The 14,163-nt window shown below is 37.7% G+C and carries 16 protein-coding genes; 12 read left to right on the top strand and 4 right to left on the bottom strand.

The features are described 5' to 3' along the window. The first annotated feature begins 5 nt into the window (after positions 1-5). A complete protein-coding gene (locus ABMA79_RS07485) occupies positions 6-1,469 on the top strand; it encodes a hypothetical protein (protein ID WP_392858898.1) in 1,464 nt (487 codons plus the stop codon). A 172-nt stretch (positions 1,470-1,641) separates the two neighbouring features. On the opposite strand, the gene ABMA79_RS07490 is transcribed toward ABMA79_RS07485, so the two are convergent. Next, entirely contained in the window at positions 1,642-2,274 is a 633-nt protein-coding gene (locus ABMA79_RS07490) for a hypothetical protein (protein ID WP_392858900.1), read from the bottom strand. 172 nt (positions 2,275-2,446) lie between these two features. Further along, the gene (locus ABMA79_RS07495; RefSeq protein WP_393091444.1) at positions 2,447-3,100 is read right to left on the bottom strand and encodes a hypothetical protein; all 654 of its coding nucleotides are present in this window, start codon (positions 3,098-3,100) and stop codon (positions 2,447-2,449) included. Between the two features lie 437 nt (positions 3,101-3,537). Here ABMA79_RS07495 and ABMA79_RS07500 point away from each other — a divergent pair, with 437 nt between their 5' ends. After that, complete coding sequence (locus ABMA79_RS07500) at positions 3,538-4,029, top strand: hypothetical protein (RefSeq protein WP_392858905.1); 492 nt, start codon at positions 3,538-3,540, stop codon at positions 4,027-4,029. A gap of 10 nt (positions 4,030-4,039) precedes the next feature. Here ABMA79_RS07500 and ABMA79_RS07505 read toward each other — a convergent pair whose 3' ends face one another. Next, on the bottom strand, positions 4,040-5,017 hold the full coding sequence (locus tag ABMA79_RS07505; protein ID WP_392858908.1) for a bifunctional oligoribonuclease/PAP phosphatase NrnA: 978 nt from the start codon (positions 5,015-5,017) through the stop codon (positions 4,040-4,042). A 111-nt stretch (positions 5,018-5,128) separates the two neighbouring features. Between ABMA79_RS07505 and ABMA79_RS07510 the strand changes: the two genes are divergently transcribed. From ABMA79_RS07510 to ABMA79_RS07555, 10 genes are all read left to right on the top strand, one after another. Continuing rightward, complete coding sequence (locus tag ABMA79_RS07510) at positions 5,129-6,037, top strand: ABC transporter ATP-binding protein (RefSeq protein WP_393091447.1); 909 nt, start codon at positions 5,129-5,131, stop codon at positions 6,035-6,037. Continuing rightward, complete coding sequence (locus ABMA79_RS07515; protein WP_392858912.1) at positions 6,030-6,782, top strand: ABC transporter permease; 753 nt, start codon at positions 6,030-6,032, stop codon at positions 6,780-6,782. The genes ABMA79_RS07510 and ABMA79_RS07515 overlap by 8 nt, the downstream gene beginning before the upstream one ends. Continuing rightward, complete coding sequence (locus tag ABMA79_RS07520) at positions 6,779-8,290, top strand: Gldg family protein (protein WP_393091450.1); 1,512 nt, start codon at positions 6,779-6,781, stop codon at positions 8,288-8,290. The genes ABMA79_RS07515 and ABMA79_RS07520 overlap by 4 nt, the downstream gene beginning before the upstream one ends. Further along, positions 8,290-8,838, top strand: coding sequence for a hypothetical protein (locus tag ABMA79_RS07525; RefSeq protein WP_393091452.1), 549 nt, complete (start codon positions 8,290-8,292; stop codon positions 8,836-8,838). Before ABMA79_RS07520 ends, ABMA79_RS07525 begins: the two co-directional genes overlap by 1 nt. A gap of 98 nt (positions 8,839-8,936) precedes the next feature. Further along, entirely contained in the window at positions 8,937-9,557 is a 621-nt protein-coding gene (locus tag ABMA79_RS07530) for a hypothetical protein (protein WP_393091455.1), read from the top strand. Between the two features lie 133 nt (positions 9,558-9,690). Next, positions 9,691-10,353: a thymidine kinase gene (locus ABMA79_RS07535; protein ID WP_392858919.1), complete on the top strand. Its 663-nt coding sequence runs from the start codon at positions 9,691-9,693 to the stop codon at positions 10,351-10,353. Further along, positions 10,337-11,152 (top strand): uracil phosphoribosyltransferase, encoded by an 816-nt coding sequence (locus ABMA79_RS07540; RefSeq protein WP_392858922.1) that lies wholly within the window; start codon positions 10,337-10,339, stop codon positions 11,150-11,152. The genes ABMA79_RS07535 and ABMA79_RS07540 overlap by 17 nt, the downstream gene beginning before the upstream one ends. A gap of 17 nt (positions 11,153-11,169) precedes the next feature. Beyond that, complete coding sequence (gene hpt / locus ABMA79_RS07545) at positions 11,170-11,682, top strand: hypoxanthine phosphoribosyltransferase (protein ID WP_392858923.1); 513 nt, start codon at positions 11,170-11,172, stop codon at positions 11,680-11,682. Beyond that, complete coding sequence (locus ABMA79_RS07550) at positions 11,675-12,697, top strand: hypothetical protein (RefSeq protein ID WP_392858926.1); 1,023 nt, start codon at positions 11,675-11,677, stop codon at positions 12,695-12,697. The genes hpt and ABMA79_RS07550 overlap by 8 nt, the downstream gene beginning before the upstream one ends. Continuing rightward, entirely contained in the window at positions 12,694-13,668 is a 975-nt protein-coding gene (locus tag ABMA79_RS07555) for a hypothetical protein (RefSeq protein ID WP_393091458.1), read from the top strand. Before ABMA79_RS07550 ends, ABMA79_RS07555 begins: the two co-directional genes overlap by 4 nt. Here the strand turns inward: ABMA79_RS07555 and ABMA79_RS07560 are convergent. Continuing rightward, positions 13,637-14,152, bottom strand: a complete 516-nt coding sequence (locus ABMA79_RS07560) for a hypothetical protein (protein ID WP_393091461.1) — start codon at positions 14,150-14,152, stop codon at positions 13,637-13,639. The genes ABMA79_RS07555 and ABMA79_RS07560 overlap by 32 nt on opposite strands. Positions 14,153-14,163 lie beyond the last annotated feature (11 nt).

Below are 14,163 nucleotides of genomic sequence, written 5' to 3' on the forward strand. Positions count from 1 at the left end.
AGAGGATGAATATTTTTAAATACTTACAAATTTTAACCTTGGGATTTTCTGCCTCGGCCTTAGACGTGAAAAAGGGTGAGTGGGATTTTGAAGTCTATGAAGGTCCACTCGATCCAAGATTAGTTATTGATTATCAGAATGAAAAACAAGAGTTCTTAGATGAAGTCACTGGGCGCACTTATTTTAGTCAAATGCTTGAGCCTGCTATCTTTGATCTAACACAAGAATTTGATCGCTATATCTATCCAAACTTTGCTTGTTCAAAGCACGAGATGGCCGAGAATATTGAATATATGCGCTACCTTGTTCGCTTAACAAGTATCGCAAGTCTATATGAATTCTATCGCCAGTCGAGTATTGCTCTTTACCAATTAGGTGATGAAAAAAGCTGCTCACTAAATTACGATGGGATTTTTAAGTCATGTAAACCAAAGTCAAAAGATATGAAGCTCTTTATTAAAAGGGTTTCAGACTATTTTCCTGATATTGTGGACTGGGGGAAGTACCCAATCAAGTTACAAACAGATCGTCGCTTTGACCTGGCCAATTACCATCCAAGCTTAGTTAAGATTTTAAATAAGAGCTTTGGTGGAGATAGTAAGTCTTCGCTTATTAAAAGCTGTCAGTTTGTTAAAAGCGAAATTCAAAGTTTATGTAGTGAAGAAGATTACTACCTATCTGCGATTAACGTTGAAGAGATTAAAAAAGAAATCCTAACGACTAGTGCTTATAAAATCATTAATGCTAGTGGAAAGGGAGAGGCCTGTTTTTCTCGTTATGAAGAAATGACGAAGGATCAGGTTGCCATTGATAATAAGAGTGCTGAAATCATTCGTACCGCTTTAAAGGGTGAGGATGACTTAAAGGTATTCTGGTTTGGTTCTCTGCGTGAATTTGATGAGAAGGGAATTACTCTCGTTGAAGAAAAAGTCGTTAAGGAAGAACCTAAGATCGTTGCCAAGGTTGAAGTGAAGAAGCCTAAGGTGGTAAAGACTGTTGATATTAAAACGATTAAGATTGTCAGAAAGCCTAAGCCTGAACCAAAGAAGCCAGAACCTGTTAAGGAAATTGTTTTCTCGGCATTTGAAACGGCCGTCTTAAATTATGAGAAATCAAAAAAGCAGACAGAAGTTGCTATGACTTCTTTCAAGCATGATTATAAATTCTCAAAGAAGACTCTTGAGAGATTCAACGGTTCTTTAAGAAGCTATCAAACAAGAAAACAACTTTCTAAAATGAAGAGAGTTGATAATCTTGGAAGCCTTCAGGCGCCAATGAGTTTAACGTTTATTAAATACCTAATCGATTATAACCTTCACCAAGGTCTTTATAATATGACAAGCATTCTAGGGAATGAGTTCTTTGTTATTAATGACCTCGAGGGGAGAAGTCGTCCAATTAAGATTGTTCTTGATAATAATGAAGAGACGAAGTTTAGGTGGAAGATTTGGGTTACACAAGCTGAATAAAAAAGGCCCGCTTTAAGCGGGCCTTGTTTTTTGTGCTTTAATTTTCCCATTGCTCCTGAGTCGAACCGCTCGGGCTTGAACCCTCGCTCTCGCTCATATTGTCTAGCTAAAGAGCAGGGGAGCTAGCACCGCAAACAATAGACTGGCCTATGCCAGTCAATTTTGCGGATGCTTAATACTTTCTAGAAAGTTTTTTAAGTCTCTTCTCATATGCTGATTTAACAGATAGAGCTAGGAAGAAACCTGCATTTTCACCATTCTCATCTTGACCAAATAGTGAGATGTTTCCAACTCTCTTGTCACCAGCTTTGAATGATTTTGTCCATGCAAATCCGTAAAGGTTAAAGTTTTGTAGTGGTACCCAAATACCAAAAACTTTTGGACCTACGTAAAATGCCATATTCTTAACTTTTTCAACAGTGAAAGCTACTGCTGGTAGAGCACCTGCTGCTACACCTGGGATCATACGTCCACCAGGAAGAGTCTTAGGGTCTAGTCTGTTTACATCTGATGAGAAGATATCATCAAGTGAAACTGTAAAAGTTAGAACTGAACCTGCACCTTCTAGGTTAGGGTTAAGTCCGATAAATGACTTCTTGTACTTAGGTACTTTGTAAGTAGCACCTGCCATAATTGAAACATCTTCAAGTACCATTGAAACAACAACATTATCTTCTAGAAGATTAACATTTGGTCCATCAACACCTGGGATGTCAACATTTCCTTCTCCACATGAAACAGAGAAGAAAGAGAAGCTTAGTAGAGCTACGACTGTCAGTAGTCTTTTTCTTAATGTGATTTCCATATCCATACCTCACTAGTTTATAGGAAAAAATTCTCTCGTATGTTCATCTATCGACAGATATGAAGGGGTTCTTAATTTTTTTTGAAGAAAAAAAAAGCCCCTAGATTCCTAGGGGCATTTTTCCTGTATAGAATGTTTTGGTCAGATATTACAGAATTTTTTGGACTACTAATTAGTATCTATCAGCAAGTCTCTCTAGTGATCTTTCTTGTGAGCTTGAAACTGTAAGCGCTAGGAAGAAACCACCGTTTTCACCATTTGCATCTTCACCAACAAGTGAAAGGTTACCAACTCTCTTACTATCTGTGTAGAAACGAGTTGTAAGCATTGCACCTGCCATATTAAGGTTATTTACTGGAACCCAAATACCAAAGATTTGTGGACCTACGTAAAAAGCGATGTTCTTAATACTTGGTACTGAGAAAGCAACTGCTGGAAGGGCACCACCAGAAACACCTGGGATGGCACGTCCACCTGGCAGAGTAAGTGGATCTAAACGATCAACTTTATCTCCAAAAATATCATCTAGCGATACAGAGAAAGCAAGTAATGTACCGTTAGATTGAAGGTCTGGTGAAACCTCAACATAAGAGTTGTTGTAGTTAGGGATGTTGTAACGAGCACCACCTTCTACAGAAATGTTTTCTAGAACGATATCAACTAAGATATCATCACCTAGAAGAACAACTGTTGGGCCATCAACACCTGGAATGTCCATGTTCTTTGAACTGTCCCCTGAACCACATGACGTCGTAAGTAGCGACAGAGTCATAAGTGCAGAAGTGATTAAAAGTTTCGATTGCTTAAATACTACAGAATTTTTCATAATTACCTCAAATGACTTTCTATTGATTATTAATTTTCCTTTTAATAGAAGTCTCTTTGAAGGCTTGTGCTCTTTTACAACTAATTGAACTCCACTGACGTACGACAAAGACCACAAATCGTTCTCTCTTCAATTTCGATAAATGCATTATGAAGAAATCAAGAATTTAAACAAGGTGATGTTGGGGCGAATTAACTTTTTTTGAAAAAAATGTAAATTTTTTGAAAATTCTTTGAATGATTTTAGTAGGTTAGCGGAGGGGTCCATGACTTTTTTTGAGGGGTGACGGCCGGATGACTACTTGAGAATTTTACTTTGAAAACTGCCGTAGAAAATGGCCACCGCCTAGGTAACTGGTCGAAACCTTGTGCGATGAGGGGGGATCCCACGAAATTTTCCACCTAACATCTGCTAGGGGAAAAGGTTAAAATAGAAGGGTGAGATTATTAAGTGACAGAACAAATTTACGAACGAATTCAAATCCTGCAACAAAGAGAGTTAGTCGCAGCGAGGTTTCTTCGGATTCTGTAGCTCCTAGATCAACTAGCGGACAAAAGATTGTTCGTCGTGAAAGGCCTTCTGAGCTAAGTAGAGGCGAAATAAAGGCCAAGATCGAAAATCACAAAAGAGAAAAAGAAGAAAAAATGAAAGCTGCTATCGCTGAACACAAGGCGAGTAAGCAGGCACAAGCGGCTCCAAAGCCACCTGCTGCTGCACCTGTTCCTGCTCAAGAGAAAGCAGAAGTTATCAAAGAGGCAACAAAGGCCGAAGTAAAGATTACTCCAGAAGGTGAGCCATTTGGCGATATCGCAAAGAATGATCCAAAGGATCCAGCAACTCAAGAAAAACTTAAGGGTGTGCTAACTGCAGGAGCATTTAATTTTTCTGATAAAGAAAGAGATGTTCTAGCAAAGATTCTTAATCAATAAAGAGTCGTTTCTACTCAATCATTAATTCAATTTTTTCAATGACCTCAGGAATAACCTTAGCAAGGTTTCCATCAATGATTGTCGCTGCAGAGTGATTATGCCCACCACCACCAAGGGCCTGTGCAATCACACCAACATCAACTGTCTGGTTAACTGAACGAAATGAAATCTTAACCTTGTCGCCAACTTCTCTAAACATACAAGCAACTTCGATTCCTTCAAGAATAAGAAGGTGATTGATAAAGCCATGAGTGTCTTCAGTTTCACAACCAAAGCTTTCAATTTCTTCTTCTGTTAAAGAAATCCAAGCGACCTTGCCGTTTGGACTCATCTGACAAGATGAAAGAACCTTTCCAATGAGCTTCATATACTCAACTTGTTTAACACCGTTGATTTGATTGAAGGCTTGCGGAGGCGAGATTCCCGTATCCATAAGCTTGGCAACAATTCGGTGAGTATTTCCAGTTACTGTAGGATAGCGGAATGAGCTTGTGTCGATAATGATAGAAGTATAAAGGGCCAAGGCCATCTTCTTATCAAATTTTACACCAAGGGCCTCGATTAATTCGCCAACCAATTCTCCTGTTGCTGCCTTTGTTGAGTCCACGCAGTGAATGGCCGCGATCTCTTTAGGGCAAGGGTGGTGGTCAATAAATAGAAGTTCACTTGATTTTAAAACAAGCTCTTGAACGTTCTTTCCAATTCTTGGAAGAGCGTTAGTATCTGTTACGATAAATAGATCAATTTTATCAAAGTAGTCTTTTGAATCATTGTAATTTGTAATCACACCATCTGGATCTAGATAGCGATAGCGATCGAATAATTTTTCTTCGTTAATACAAATTGCATTCTTGCCTAATTTTCTTAAGGCCATACACAGGGCAATCTCACTTCCAATACCATCGGCATCTGGAAAGATGTGAGTTGTAATAACAATATTATTAGCTTTTTCAATAAGCTTCTTAAAGCGATCTACATTTCTGGTCATATTTATCCTAGTCGGCAGAGTTAGGTAAATGATTAAATTTTAAGACTTTTCTTATTGTTTCATTTTTTGTTAGGATTTTAAAGAAGGATTTTTAATTTAAGGACTTATGGAATGAGTGACAATAACCTTGTAGAGTTGTCGGACATTAGAAAAACATTTCCTGGTAAAGATGTTCTCAAAGGGGTGAATCTCACAATCGGTCGCAAAGGAGTTTTAGGATTTCTTGGGCCAAATGGTGCAGGTAAGTCGACTCTTATGAAAATCATCCTTGAAGAGCAGGAGTATACAGCTGGCAGTCTTATTAAAGATAGCCAGCTAACGATCGGCTACCTACCTGAAGAGCCTGCTTTATATCGCCATATGTGTGTGAGGCCATTTCTAAAATTCGTCCAAGAGATTTATCAGATTGCAGATAAGACTTATTCAATTGAAGAAGTTATCGACAAGTGTGGGCTTAAGGAAGTCGCGCACCAAAGAATTGAAAATCTATCAAAGGGATATAAACAAAAAGTAGGGATTGCTGCTGCAATTTGCCACAACCCAAAGCTTCTTGTTCTAGATGAGCCATTAGTTGGCCTTGACCCTCATGCCATCATTCAAATTAAAGATGTTATAAAGGATCTTTCTAAAGATCATACAATTTTTATTTCTTCTCACCAGCTAAGTGATCTTGCTTCGATTTGTGATGATATCGCAATTTTACATGAAGGGGTTATCGTCGCTCATGGGCCAATTAAAGATATTGAGAAGAAGCTTGAAGTTTCTCAAAGAGTTGAAGTTGAGTTTGAATCAGTTGATGAAGCTAAGCTTCAGGGCCTAAAAGAGATGGGAATAAGTTTTATTAATAAGGATGGCGTTTACGAGTTTAGTGGGCAAACACAAGATAGTGACTTAAGAATTACACTTTCAAAGTACTTTGCTCAAAATGACTTAGCTATTTTATCGCAACAAAATATTAAGGTTGGGCTTGAGGATATCTTTAAGAAGCTAACGGCAAAGAAGGAGGAGACGCATGAATAAAAAACTTCCTCTCTTTAAAGGTATTAAACTTATATATAAGAAAGAAATTAGCGAAAGCTTTTCTTCTCCGATTATTTATATCTTTGCGGCCATTTCAAATTTTATTATGTCTGCAATTTTCTATAATAATCTTCAGATGGCACCACAGTTAACAAATAAGACAATTGTGGACTTTGTGATCGCTCCGACTTTTTCGGCCCTCAATTTTATTCTACTCTTCTTTGCTCCAATGCTAACGATGGGAGCCTTTGTTAAAGAGAAGAGAGAAAATACCTTTGGGCTTTTAAAGCTTTCAAATTTAACAGATGATTCAATTTTCTTTGCCAAGTACTTGGCAGCTGCAACGAAGCTCGTCTTTATTACTTTACCTATTTTTATTCTTCCACTTTTCTTAGCGCCAAAAGGCTTTAATGACTTTGCCATTTTATTTACGAATATGCTGGGAATTTATGGACTAGGGCTTTGTTACTTAATTGTTGGGCTTAACGCTTCATTATTAAGTCGCTCTTATATTGCATCCATTGTTATTTCATTTGGTGCACTTTTTTCTTTCTTAATTATTTATGCAAGCTCGAATGTTATTGATAATGAAATGATTCAGGCCATGATGAGATACTTTAGTTTTAGCTCACATATCTTCTACTTTGCTAGGGGAGCAGTCTCAAGCTTTGACTTAGTTTATATCTTCTCTTTTATCGGCTTCTTTAGCTTCATTGGCATTCGTAATTTGGGGGTTAGAAAATGAAAAAGGTTTCCCTAAGCTTATGTGCAATTTTCTATCTAATCGCTTGTTTCTTATTTCTCATTATCCCTGAGCATATCTTCTTAGTAGGTGCGACATTTATTATCGCTCTTTGCCTAACTGTTCTAACTTTTTACTTTCACCTTGAAGAAGTTAGAAATTTTGTAAAAAGTACTTTTGGAAAGAATCTTCTTTCTAACTTTACGGCATTCTTCTTACTATTTTGTATCCTTGCCGTTTTAAATCTTATTGTTTTTAAACGTGGGCCAATCTGGGACTTAAGTAAGAGACAATTAAATACTCTTTCTGAGCTGACTGTTAAAACAGTTAAAAAGATTGATGATAAGGTTGAGATGGTGGTCTTTTCTAATAAAGACTCAAAGAACGCGATCCTTTCTCTTCTTGAGCTTTATAAGAATCAAAATCCTTCTCTTGTGACAAAGTTCTATGATCCAGAGTTAAGGCCAGATATGATTGCTCAGTATGGAGTGACTGTTTCGCCTTCAATTGTTTTGGCCAAGCAAGATGGTGCAGAACTTAAGAAAGTTGTGGTGACTCGTATTCTAGAGCTAGGAATTACCAATGGCCTAATTCGTCTTGAAAGAGAAAAAGATCCTGCAATTTGTTTTAATTATAATGCGAAATTTCAAGATAGCTCAGATAATGGCTTCACTGGACTTCTACACGTATTAAAGCAATCTGCTTATCGCTTAAATATTGTTGATCTTCTAAAAGCAAATGAGATCCCAAAATCTTGTGATGTCTTCACAATACTTGAGCCAACAAATGATTTTTCAAAAGAAGAGATTTCAAAATTAGAAAGTTATTACTTTGATGGTGGCCGTATCTTCGCTGCGATCATGCCTAATTTTCACGGAGAAAAACTTCCAAATCTTAAGAAGTTCTTTTCTACAAACGGTCTTAATATCGCTAATGATATTGTGATGGACCCTGTAAATGGGCTAGAGTCATCAAAGGGAACAGCGCCAATTATTTCTCGCTTTGATTCTTTAAATATTAACTCTGACTTTAAAGAGAGAGTTTTCTTTCCACTTGTATCATCAATTTCATCAACTCTTTCTCAAGAAGAGCAGGGAAGTTACCACGCGCTAGCGACATCCACACCAGAGAGCTGGGCCGAGAAGAAGATGATCTCTGTGATTGCAGGGGATGTGAAAAAAGATAGTGACGATGTCGAAGGGCCAATTGATATGGCCGCGGCCCTTACAAAAGATGGTGTTCCTGCAATGGTGGCCATTGGGAATTCGGCCTTCATTTCAAATAAATTCTTTAGCTATCAAAGTAACTTTAAGTATATTTCAAACCTTTATCACTGGCTATCAGGTCAAGGACAATTAACATCACTTCACTCGGTGGTATTTAAAGAGATTCCACTTCTCGTTTCAGATATTGAAAAGAAAGTGATCTTCTACTTTTCGATTGTTGTTCTTCCTCTAGCATACCTTGTGATTGCTCTGGTTCTTTTCCAGAGAAGGAAGTTTTCAGCTTAATGAAAAATCGTTATCTCTTTATCATATTAGTTCTTTCTATCTTTGCTGCTTACTTCTTAGTTGAAAAAGATGAGCAAAAAGAAGTGGCCCTGATAAATCAGAAAAGAAGTATTCTAAGTTTTTCAACTTACGGAAAAATTAATTCAATCAGCGTTGCGGGAAATATAATTGAAGTAGAAAATGCAATTGAAGAGAATCTTAATCTTTTCTACGATGAGCTTCAGAAGCTAAAGGTTGATCGCATCCTCGATAGTGAAGATATTAACGAGGCCATATTAAAATTTGATGGGGCAGAGACTATCACATTTAATTTTGCTAATGGAAAAATTGTTAGCTTCATGGTGGGCAAAAAGATTGAATTAAATCAGTCATTTTATTTGGCCGTTAAAGATGGCACAAAGACGACGTGGCTTATTGCTCGCTTTGAGACCGCCTTTCCAGCAGATGCAAAGGATAAGAATCGAGATCGCTCAAGTATTCCATACGAGAAATTTCGTGAAGTTTTACAAACACCAAAAGAGTTCTTCTTTACTGAACTGAAAAAGTAGGTCATTGCCTAGTTTCAATTTATTAGGAACTCGATTAAAATAAAGACGTGCTAGAAATATATATTCAATACATTAAATATCTTCTCTATCCTAAACTTGTGAACTCAAATATTGCTGAGCATAGGTTAGAGATTGAGCGTATCAAAGAAGCGAGACTTTTTGAGATCGTAAAAGAGGAGAGTGAGCGCGGAATTAATTTAAAATTCGCTGACTTCGCCCTAGCTTCTTGGCCATTTGTTTTTATCTATGGCCTTTACTCTCTAGCACAAATCCATATTGGAATTAACCTCGCAGGGAAAATGGCAGAAGATGGATTCTTGCCAGCTGTTTTTTCATCGAGTGAGTTTCAGCAAAAACTTTTTCTATTTTCGACGCTATTTAAAGTCGTTTTCTTCCCGCTTTCAGCTTGGGTATTTGTTAAGTTCTGGCGTTTAATTATCACGATATTTGCCAGTCTCTTTGATAAAGACCTAAAGGATATTGAGTTAGAAGACGTGATAGCAGGTGCGTTAGTTGGGAATTTCTTCTTAATTATTCCAATCTTTGGAGATTTTTTAAAATTTATTTCTCAGGCAATCTACCTATACTTTGGTCTGCGTTATAATCTGCGCTTCTCATTTGTGCAGAGCTTCTTCATTCTTATGTCTCCGATTTTACTCATTGTAGGCTTCATGCTCTTTATGATGATGTACCTTATGCTCATGATAAGCTTTATTTAGTCTTTACGCGTTGAGCGCGTTGCCTTCCAGTTTTGAAAGAAGATGTAAGTGGCCTAAAACTGGCCCGGCCGTCATAATAGAATTTAGAGACACAACACAAAAAAATATCTGACATTAAGAGGAGTTTAAGTCAATGTACGCAAGTCACGCACACGCAACTGGTGGCATTGAAGTCGTATGCGGCCCAATGTTTTCTGGAAAAACGGAAGAGCTTATCCGTCGAGTAACTAGAGCACAAATTGCTCGTCAAAAAGTTCAAATTTTCAAACCTGTTATTGATGATCGCTATCACAAAACGAATGTCGTAAGCCATTCAGAGAGACACGTGGAAGCTGAACCAGTCAAAGACGCTGTTGAAATCTTACAGAAGGTATATGATTCAACTCGTATCGTGGCAATTGATGAGGTTCAATTCTTTGATGCAACTATTATTAAAGTTGTTTCAAAGTTAGCACGTCGTGGAATTCGCGTTATTTGTGCTGGTCTTGATCAAGATTTCAAATCAAAGCCATTTGGCCCAATGCCTGAGCTATTATGTATTGCTGATGATGTGATGAAGATTCAAGCAATCTGTACTGTTTGTGGAGCACCAGCTTCGAAGTCATACAGATTACCAACTGACAATTCAAAAACTGTCTTAGTAGGTGAAGCCGATCTTTACGAAGCACGTTGTCGAGCTCACTTTGATTACTACGAAGAAGATGAAGATGTTAAGGCATTTTCGATTTCACTTGGAGGCCTAAAAGAGGTAAACTCTAATGGCGAGGTGAAATTGAACAATGAAAACACAATCTAAAAATTCGAATCATTACAAAATAAGTCAAATCGAACATAAATATGGAGAGAATGTTTTCATTCTCTCCAATCCTCTTGCTGAGAGTTTACTTGCGCGCTTTTCAAGTGAAGGTGTCATTCAGCCAGAACTAAATCACTTAATTCATAAACTCTATTTCATTCTACTTGAGTCTGTACTTGGAAACTCTTTTCCTAAAGAAGTTGTAGAAGTTCGCTCTCGTATGGCCGGACTTACAGATAAGGCCATCTTCAAGCAAGAAGTGATAAAGAGGGAGCAACCTGTTCTTTGTGTCGACCTTGCACGAGCAGGAACTTTTCCAAGTCATATCTGTTTTGAAAACCTAAATTACTTTTTAAACCCGGAACTGATTCGCCAAGATCACTTCTATGTTCAACGTAAGGTTGATGAGAATGAGCAGGTGATAGGTGTTGATGTTTCAGGATCAAAGATTGGTGGTGGCCAAGAAAACGCTATCGTTCTCCTTCCTGATCCGATGGGTGCCACAGGTGGTTCAATGTCATTTGCCATTGGACACTATAAAGACAAAGTTAAGGGACGTGCACTTAAGTATATTTCACTTAATCTTATCGTCACACCTGAGTATATTAAGAGAATGCAAAAGGACCATCCTGATGTTGAGATCTATGCTCTGCGCTTAGATCGTGGGCTATCTCCTGATCACGTCTTAAAGACGATTCCAGGAACTCTATGGGATGAAGAAGTTGGCCTTACTGGAAAACAATATATTGTTCCTGGCGCAGGTGGCGTTGGAGAAATTTTAAATAATTCATTTGTATAGGAATTAAGGAAGAATTCATGGCAATCGAAACTTACTTCTCTGAAGAGAAAATTAATGAAAGAATTAAAGAATTAGCAGCTAAGATCGATTCAGACTTTCAAGGAGAGGAAGTTGTTATCATCGGAGTTTTAAACGGTGCTTTCATCTTCGTGGCCGACCTCATTCGCCAAATGAATTCTCCAGTATATTTTGACTTCATTGGAGCGAGCTCTTACAAGGGTACTGAAAGTACTGGAAAGATCTCAATCACCAAAGATATTAAAGTTGATATCAAAGACAAGAATGTCATTCTTGTGGAAGATATTGTGGATACTGGTTTAACAATTAGTGAGCTTACTAAGATGTTAAAAGAGAGAGGACCTAAGACAATTAAATTAGCGACTCTTCTCCATAAGAAAGTTAAAACACAACATAATGTTGAAATCGATTATCTCGGTTTTGAGATTGAAGATAAATTTGTTATCGGTTACGGGCTTGATTACGATGGCCGCTACCGAGAGCTTCCGTATATTGGAATTTATAATGGATAATATGATTGCCAAGGCCGAAGGTTCAGTTCGCGTTGACCTTCTTGGTGGAACACTTGATATCGTTCCTCTAAATCAGGTCTTAAGACATACAATAACTCTAAATCTTGCGACCTCACTTAAGGCCAAGGTTATGGTTGAGGAAATTGAATTTGAAGGCGTTGAGTTTGTTTCAATTGACTACGATTCTGTCACAAGACACTCTAGCGTTGATTTTACTTATGAAGATTTTGATAGTGACACTTTTGGGCCACTCTCTTTTCTTGCTCAGATCCTTCATCACTTTAAGTTAACAAGTGGGATTCGTTTAACGACGGAGTCAGGTTCTCCTCCAGGTGCAGGCCTTGGTGGTTCTTCATCGATGGGAGTAACTGTTTATAAGGCGCTATGTGATTACGCTGGTGTTGAGTTTCATCGTCAAACCGCAATTAATACAGTTCAAAATATTGAGGCCAAGATTTTAAATAAGGGCCCATGTGGATATCAAGATTACTATCCTGCTCTTTATGGAGGGGTGCTTGCTCTTAAGGCAACAAATAGTTGTATTGAAGTTGAGCAGCTCTACAATGAAGAGTTTAAAAGTTTTGTGGAGTCACATCTAACACTTGTGTACTCGGGACAACTTAGACTTTCGGCCATTAATAATTGGCAAGTCTATAAAGACTTCTTTGATAACCAAAATGGTGTAAGAGAAGGGCTTGGAAAAATTCGTGATCTGACTTTTAGTGCTTACAACGCCATTAGAAATGGTGAGTACGATGACTTTCTTGGAATGCTTTGCCAAGAAGGTGCTCAAAGAGAAAAACTTTTCTCAGGTATCGTCACAGATGATATGCGTGAGATCTATAATAAATTACGTGAAAAAAATTTGGTTATTGGAATGAAGGTATGTGGAGCTGGAGGAGGCGGATGCTTCTTACTTGCACATGGACCTCAACACAAGGGCCAAGTTTTAAAAGAACTATCACGTGCAAAAGATATGCAGGTGTTAGAATTTAGTGTCGAGAAACCATTATGAATTTAAGCTTCAATCGTGTTGCAGGACTTTCAATGAAGGGTGGACGAAGAGATAATTTCTTCTTCTGTCTTCTTGATCACCACGAGGGAAGCGGACGCTGGTTTCTTAAATCGATTCTTCATGTAAAAGACGAAGTTCGCGATGAAGATGTTGAGGACGGAGATGATATCCTCAACCAGTGGATTGATAAGTATAATCTTGAACACGTTATTATCGACTTTCCACTTTCAAAGCCTCCTTGTCACAATTGTGACCTTAAGTGTCCTGGTGTTGCAAAATGCCCTGTGGGGGATGTGAAGAAGGTGCGCGAAGATATTGCATCAATCCTAGAGATGGATCGCAAGATGGAAGAAGAGAATCCAAAAGAGTATGAGCGCAAAAGAAATTTTGAGGATCTTACTCACTTTGATCGCGACACATTTGGAAAAGAGTCAAATGACTTTATGCTTTCAAAGTCTTTTAAGAGAAGGCTTAAGAAAGGCTTTATCCCTTATTGGAACCGCTCACTTGATTTTTGGATTTGGTGCTCTTACCACGACCAACTCTTAGAATTATTTAATACAACTTTCGATTCATTTGGAAATACATCTCTTATGATGCTTTCACGCTTCTCTTATATGAAGAGACACTTTCCTGAAGAGTGCCAATTCTATGAAGGGCATGTGAATCTTATTCTACTTGAACTGCTTAAGAGTCGTATCATTCTTAAAAAGAATATCGTCAACTTAACGGATCTTGACCTTGGGGTAGAGGCCCGTCTTGATATTGTGAAGAAGATTGAAAATAAGTTAGGAATCTTTATTTACGATAATGACCTCGAAGTTATTGTAAAGAATGTAAGGGCCTTTGATTCATTCTTACTTGCGGTTTGTGGACTACAAAAAGCAAAGGGGCAAGCTCGTAGCATGCCTGATTGGACCCTTCCTCACTTAACAAATTTTATTCTTCCTTCATTTGACTCTCGTGCTTAAATCCTAGTGCATTAAAGAGTAGAAGTAATCCTGGAATTAAGAACATGGCAACCCTTGGTGTCCCAAGGTTAAAGAGCGCTATAATTGTCATGAGCACCCCACCTGTCCAGGCATAGAATTTGATATAGCCGTGAGCAAATTTCTTATTATAGATACGAAAAATATAAATAATAAAGTGAATGACAAGGTAGAGACAAATAATTGAGATCACAGTTTGAATCATCAGTTGGATAAGCTGATTTTGAAAATTTGGATCCTTAATCCCATCTGCAATGCTCGGGTCAACAAGTCTTAGTGATTGATAAGCAATCTTAAAGCTTTCGTGATAGGTCTTCGGGTTAGCATATACTAAATAAAGGTAAAGAGCGATAAAGGCATCTGCAATCAAGCATGTCGAAATATTTAGATATTTGAATGTCTTTTTGTTAAACTTAGAAAAAATATCGTTGAGATTTTTATTAGATGTCTTATTTGAATTAGTCATAAGCTAATTAT

Source organism: Halobacteriovorax sp. HFRX-2_2, assembly GCF_043196705.1.
Lineage (GTDB): Bacteria > Bdellovibrionota > Bacteriovoracia > Bacteriovoracales > Bacteriovoracaceae > Halobacteriovorax_A.

Excerpts from the sequence above, each read along its gene's own strand:
- ABMA79_RS07560 (WP_393091461.1), bottom strand. The coding sequence starts at position 14,152 with ATGACTAATTCAAATAAGACATCTAATAAAAATCTCAACGATATTTTT.
- hpt (WP_392858923.1), top strand. The coding sequence starts at position 11,170 with ATGGCAATCGAAACTTACTTCTCTGAAGAGAAAATTAATGAAAGAATT.
- ABMA79_RS07555 (WP_393091458.1), top strand. The coding sequence starts at position 12,694 with ATGAATTTAAGCTTCAATCGTGTTGCAGGACTTTCAATGAAGGGTGGA.
- ABMA79_RS07550 (WP_392858926.1), top strand. The coding sequence starts at position 11,675 with ATGGATAATATGATTGCCAAGGCCGAAGGTTCAGTTCGCGTTGACCTT.
- ABMA79_RS07535 (WP_392858919.1), top strand. The coding sequence starts at position 9,691 with ATGTACGCAAGTCACGCACACGCAACTGGTGGCATTGAAGTCGTATGC.
- ABMA79_RS07525 (WP_393091452.1), top strand. The coding sequence starts at position 8,290 with ATGAAAAATCGTTATCTCTTTATCATATTAGTTCTTTCTATCTTTGCT.
- ABMA79_RS07505 (WP_392858908.1), bottom strand. The coding sequence starts at position 5,017 with ATGACCAGAAATGTAGATCGCTTTAAGAAGCTTATTGAAAAAGCTAAT.
- ABMA79_RS07540 (WP_392858922.1), top strand. The coding sequence starts at position 10,337 with ATGAAAACACAATCTAAAAATTCGAATCATTACAAAATAAGTCAAATC.
- ABMA79_RS07515 (WP_392858912.1), top strand. The coding sequence starts at position 6,030 with ATGAATAAAAAACTTCCTCTCTTTAAAGGTATTAAACTTATATATAAG.
- ABMA79_RS07485 (WP_392858898.1), top strand. The coding sequence starts at position 6 with ATGAATATTTTTAAATACTTACAAATTTTAACCTTGGGATTTTCTGCC.
- ABMA79_RS07520 (WP_393091450.1), top strand. The coding sequence starts at position 6,779 with ATGAAAAAGGTTTCCCTAAGCTTATGTGCAATTTTCTATCTAATCGCT.
- ABMA79_RS07510 (WP_393091447.1), top strand. The coding sequence starts at position 5,129 with ATGAGTGACAATAACCTTGTAGAGTTGTCGGACATTAGAAAAACATTT.
- ABMA79_RS07495 (WP_393091444.1), bottom strand. The coding sequence starts at position 3,100 with ATGAAAAATTCTGTAGTATTTAAGCAATCGAAACTTTTAATCACTTCT.
- ABMA79_RS07490 (WP_392858900.1), bottom strand. The coding sequence starts at position 2,274 with ATGGAAATCACATTAAGAAAAAGACTACTGACAGTCGTAGCTCTACTA.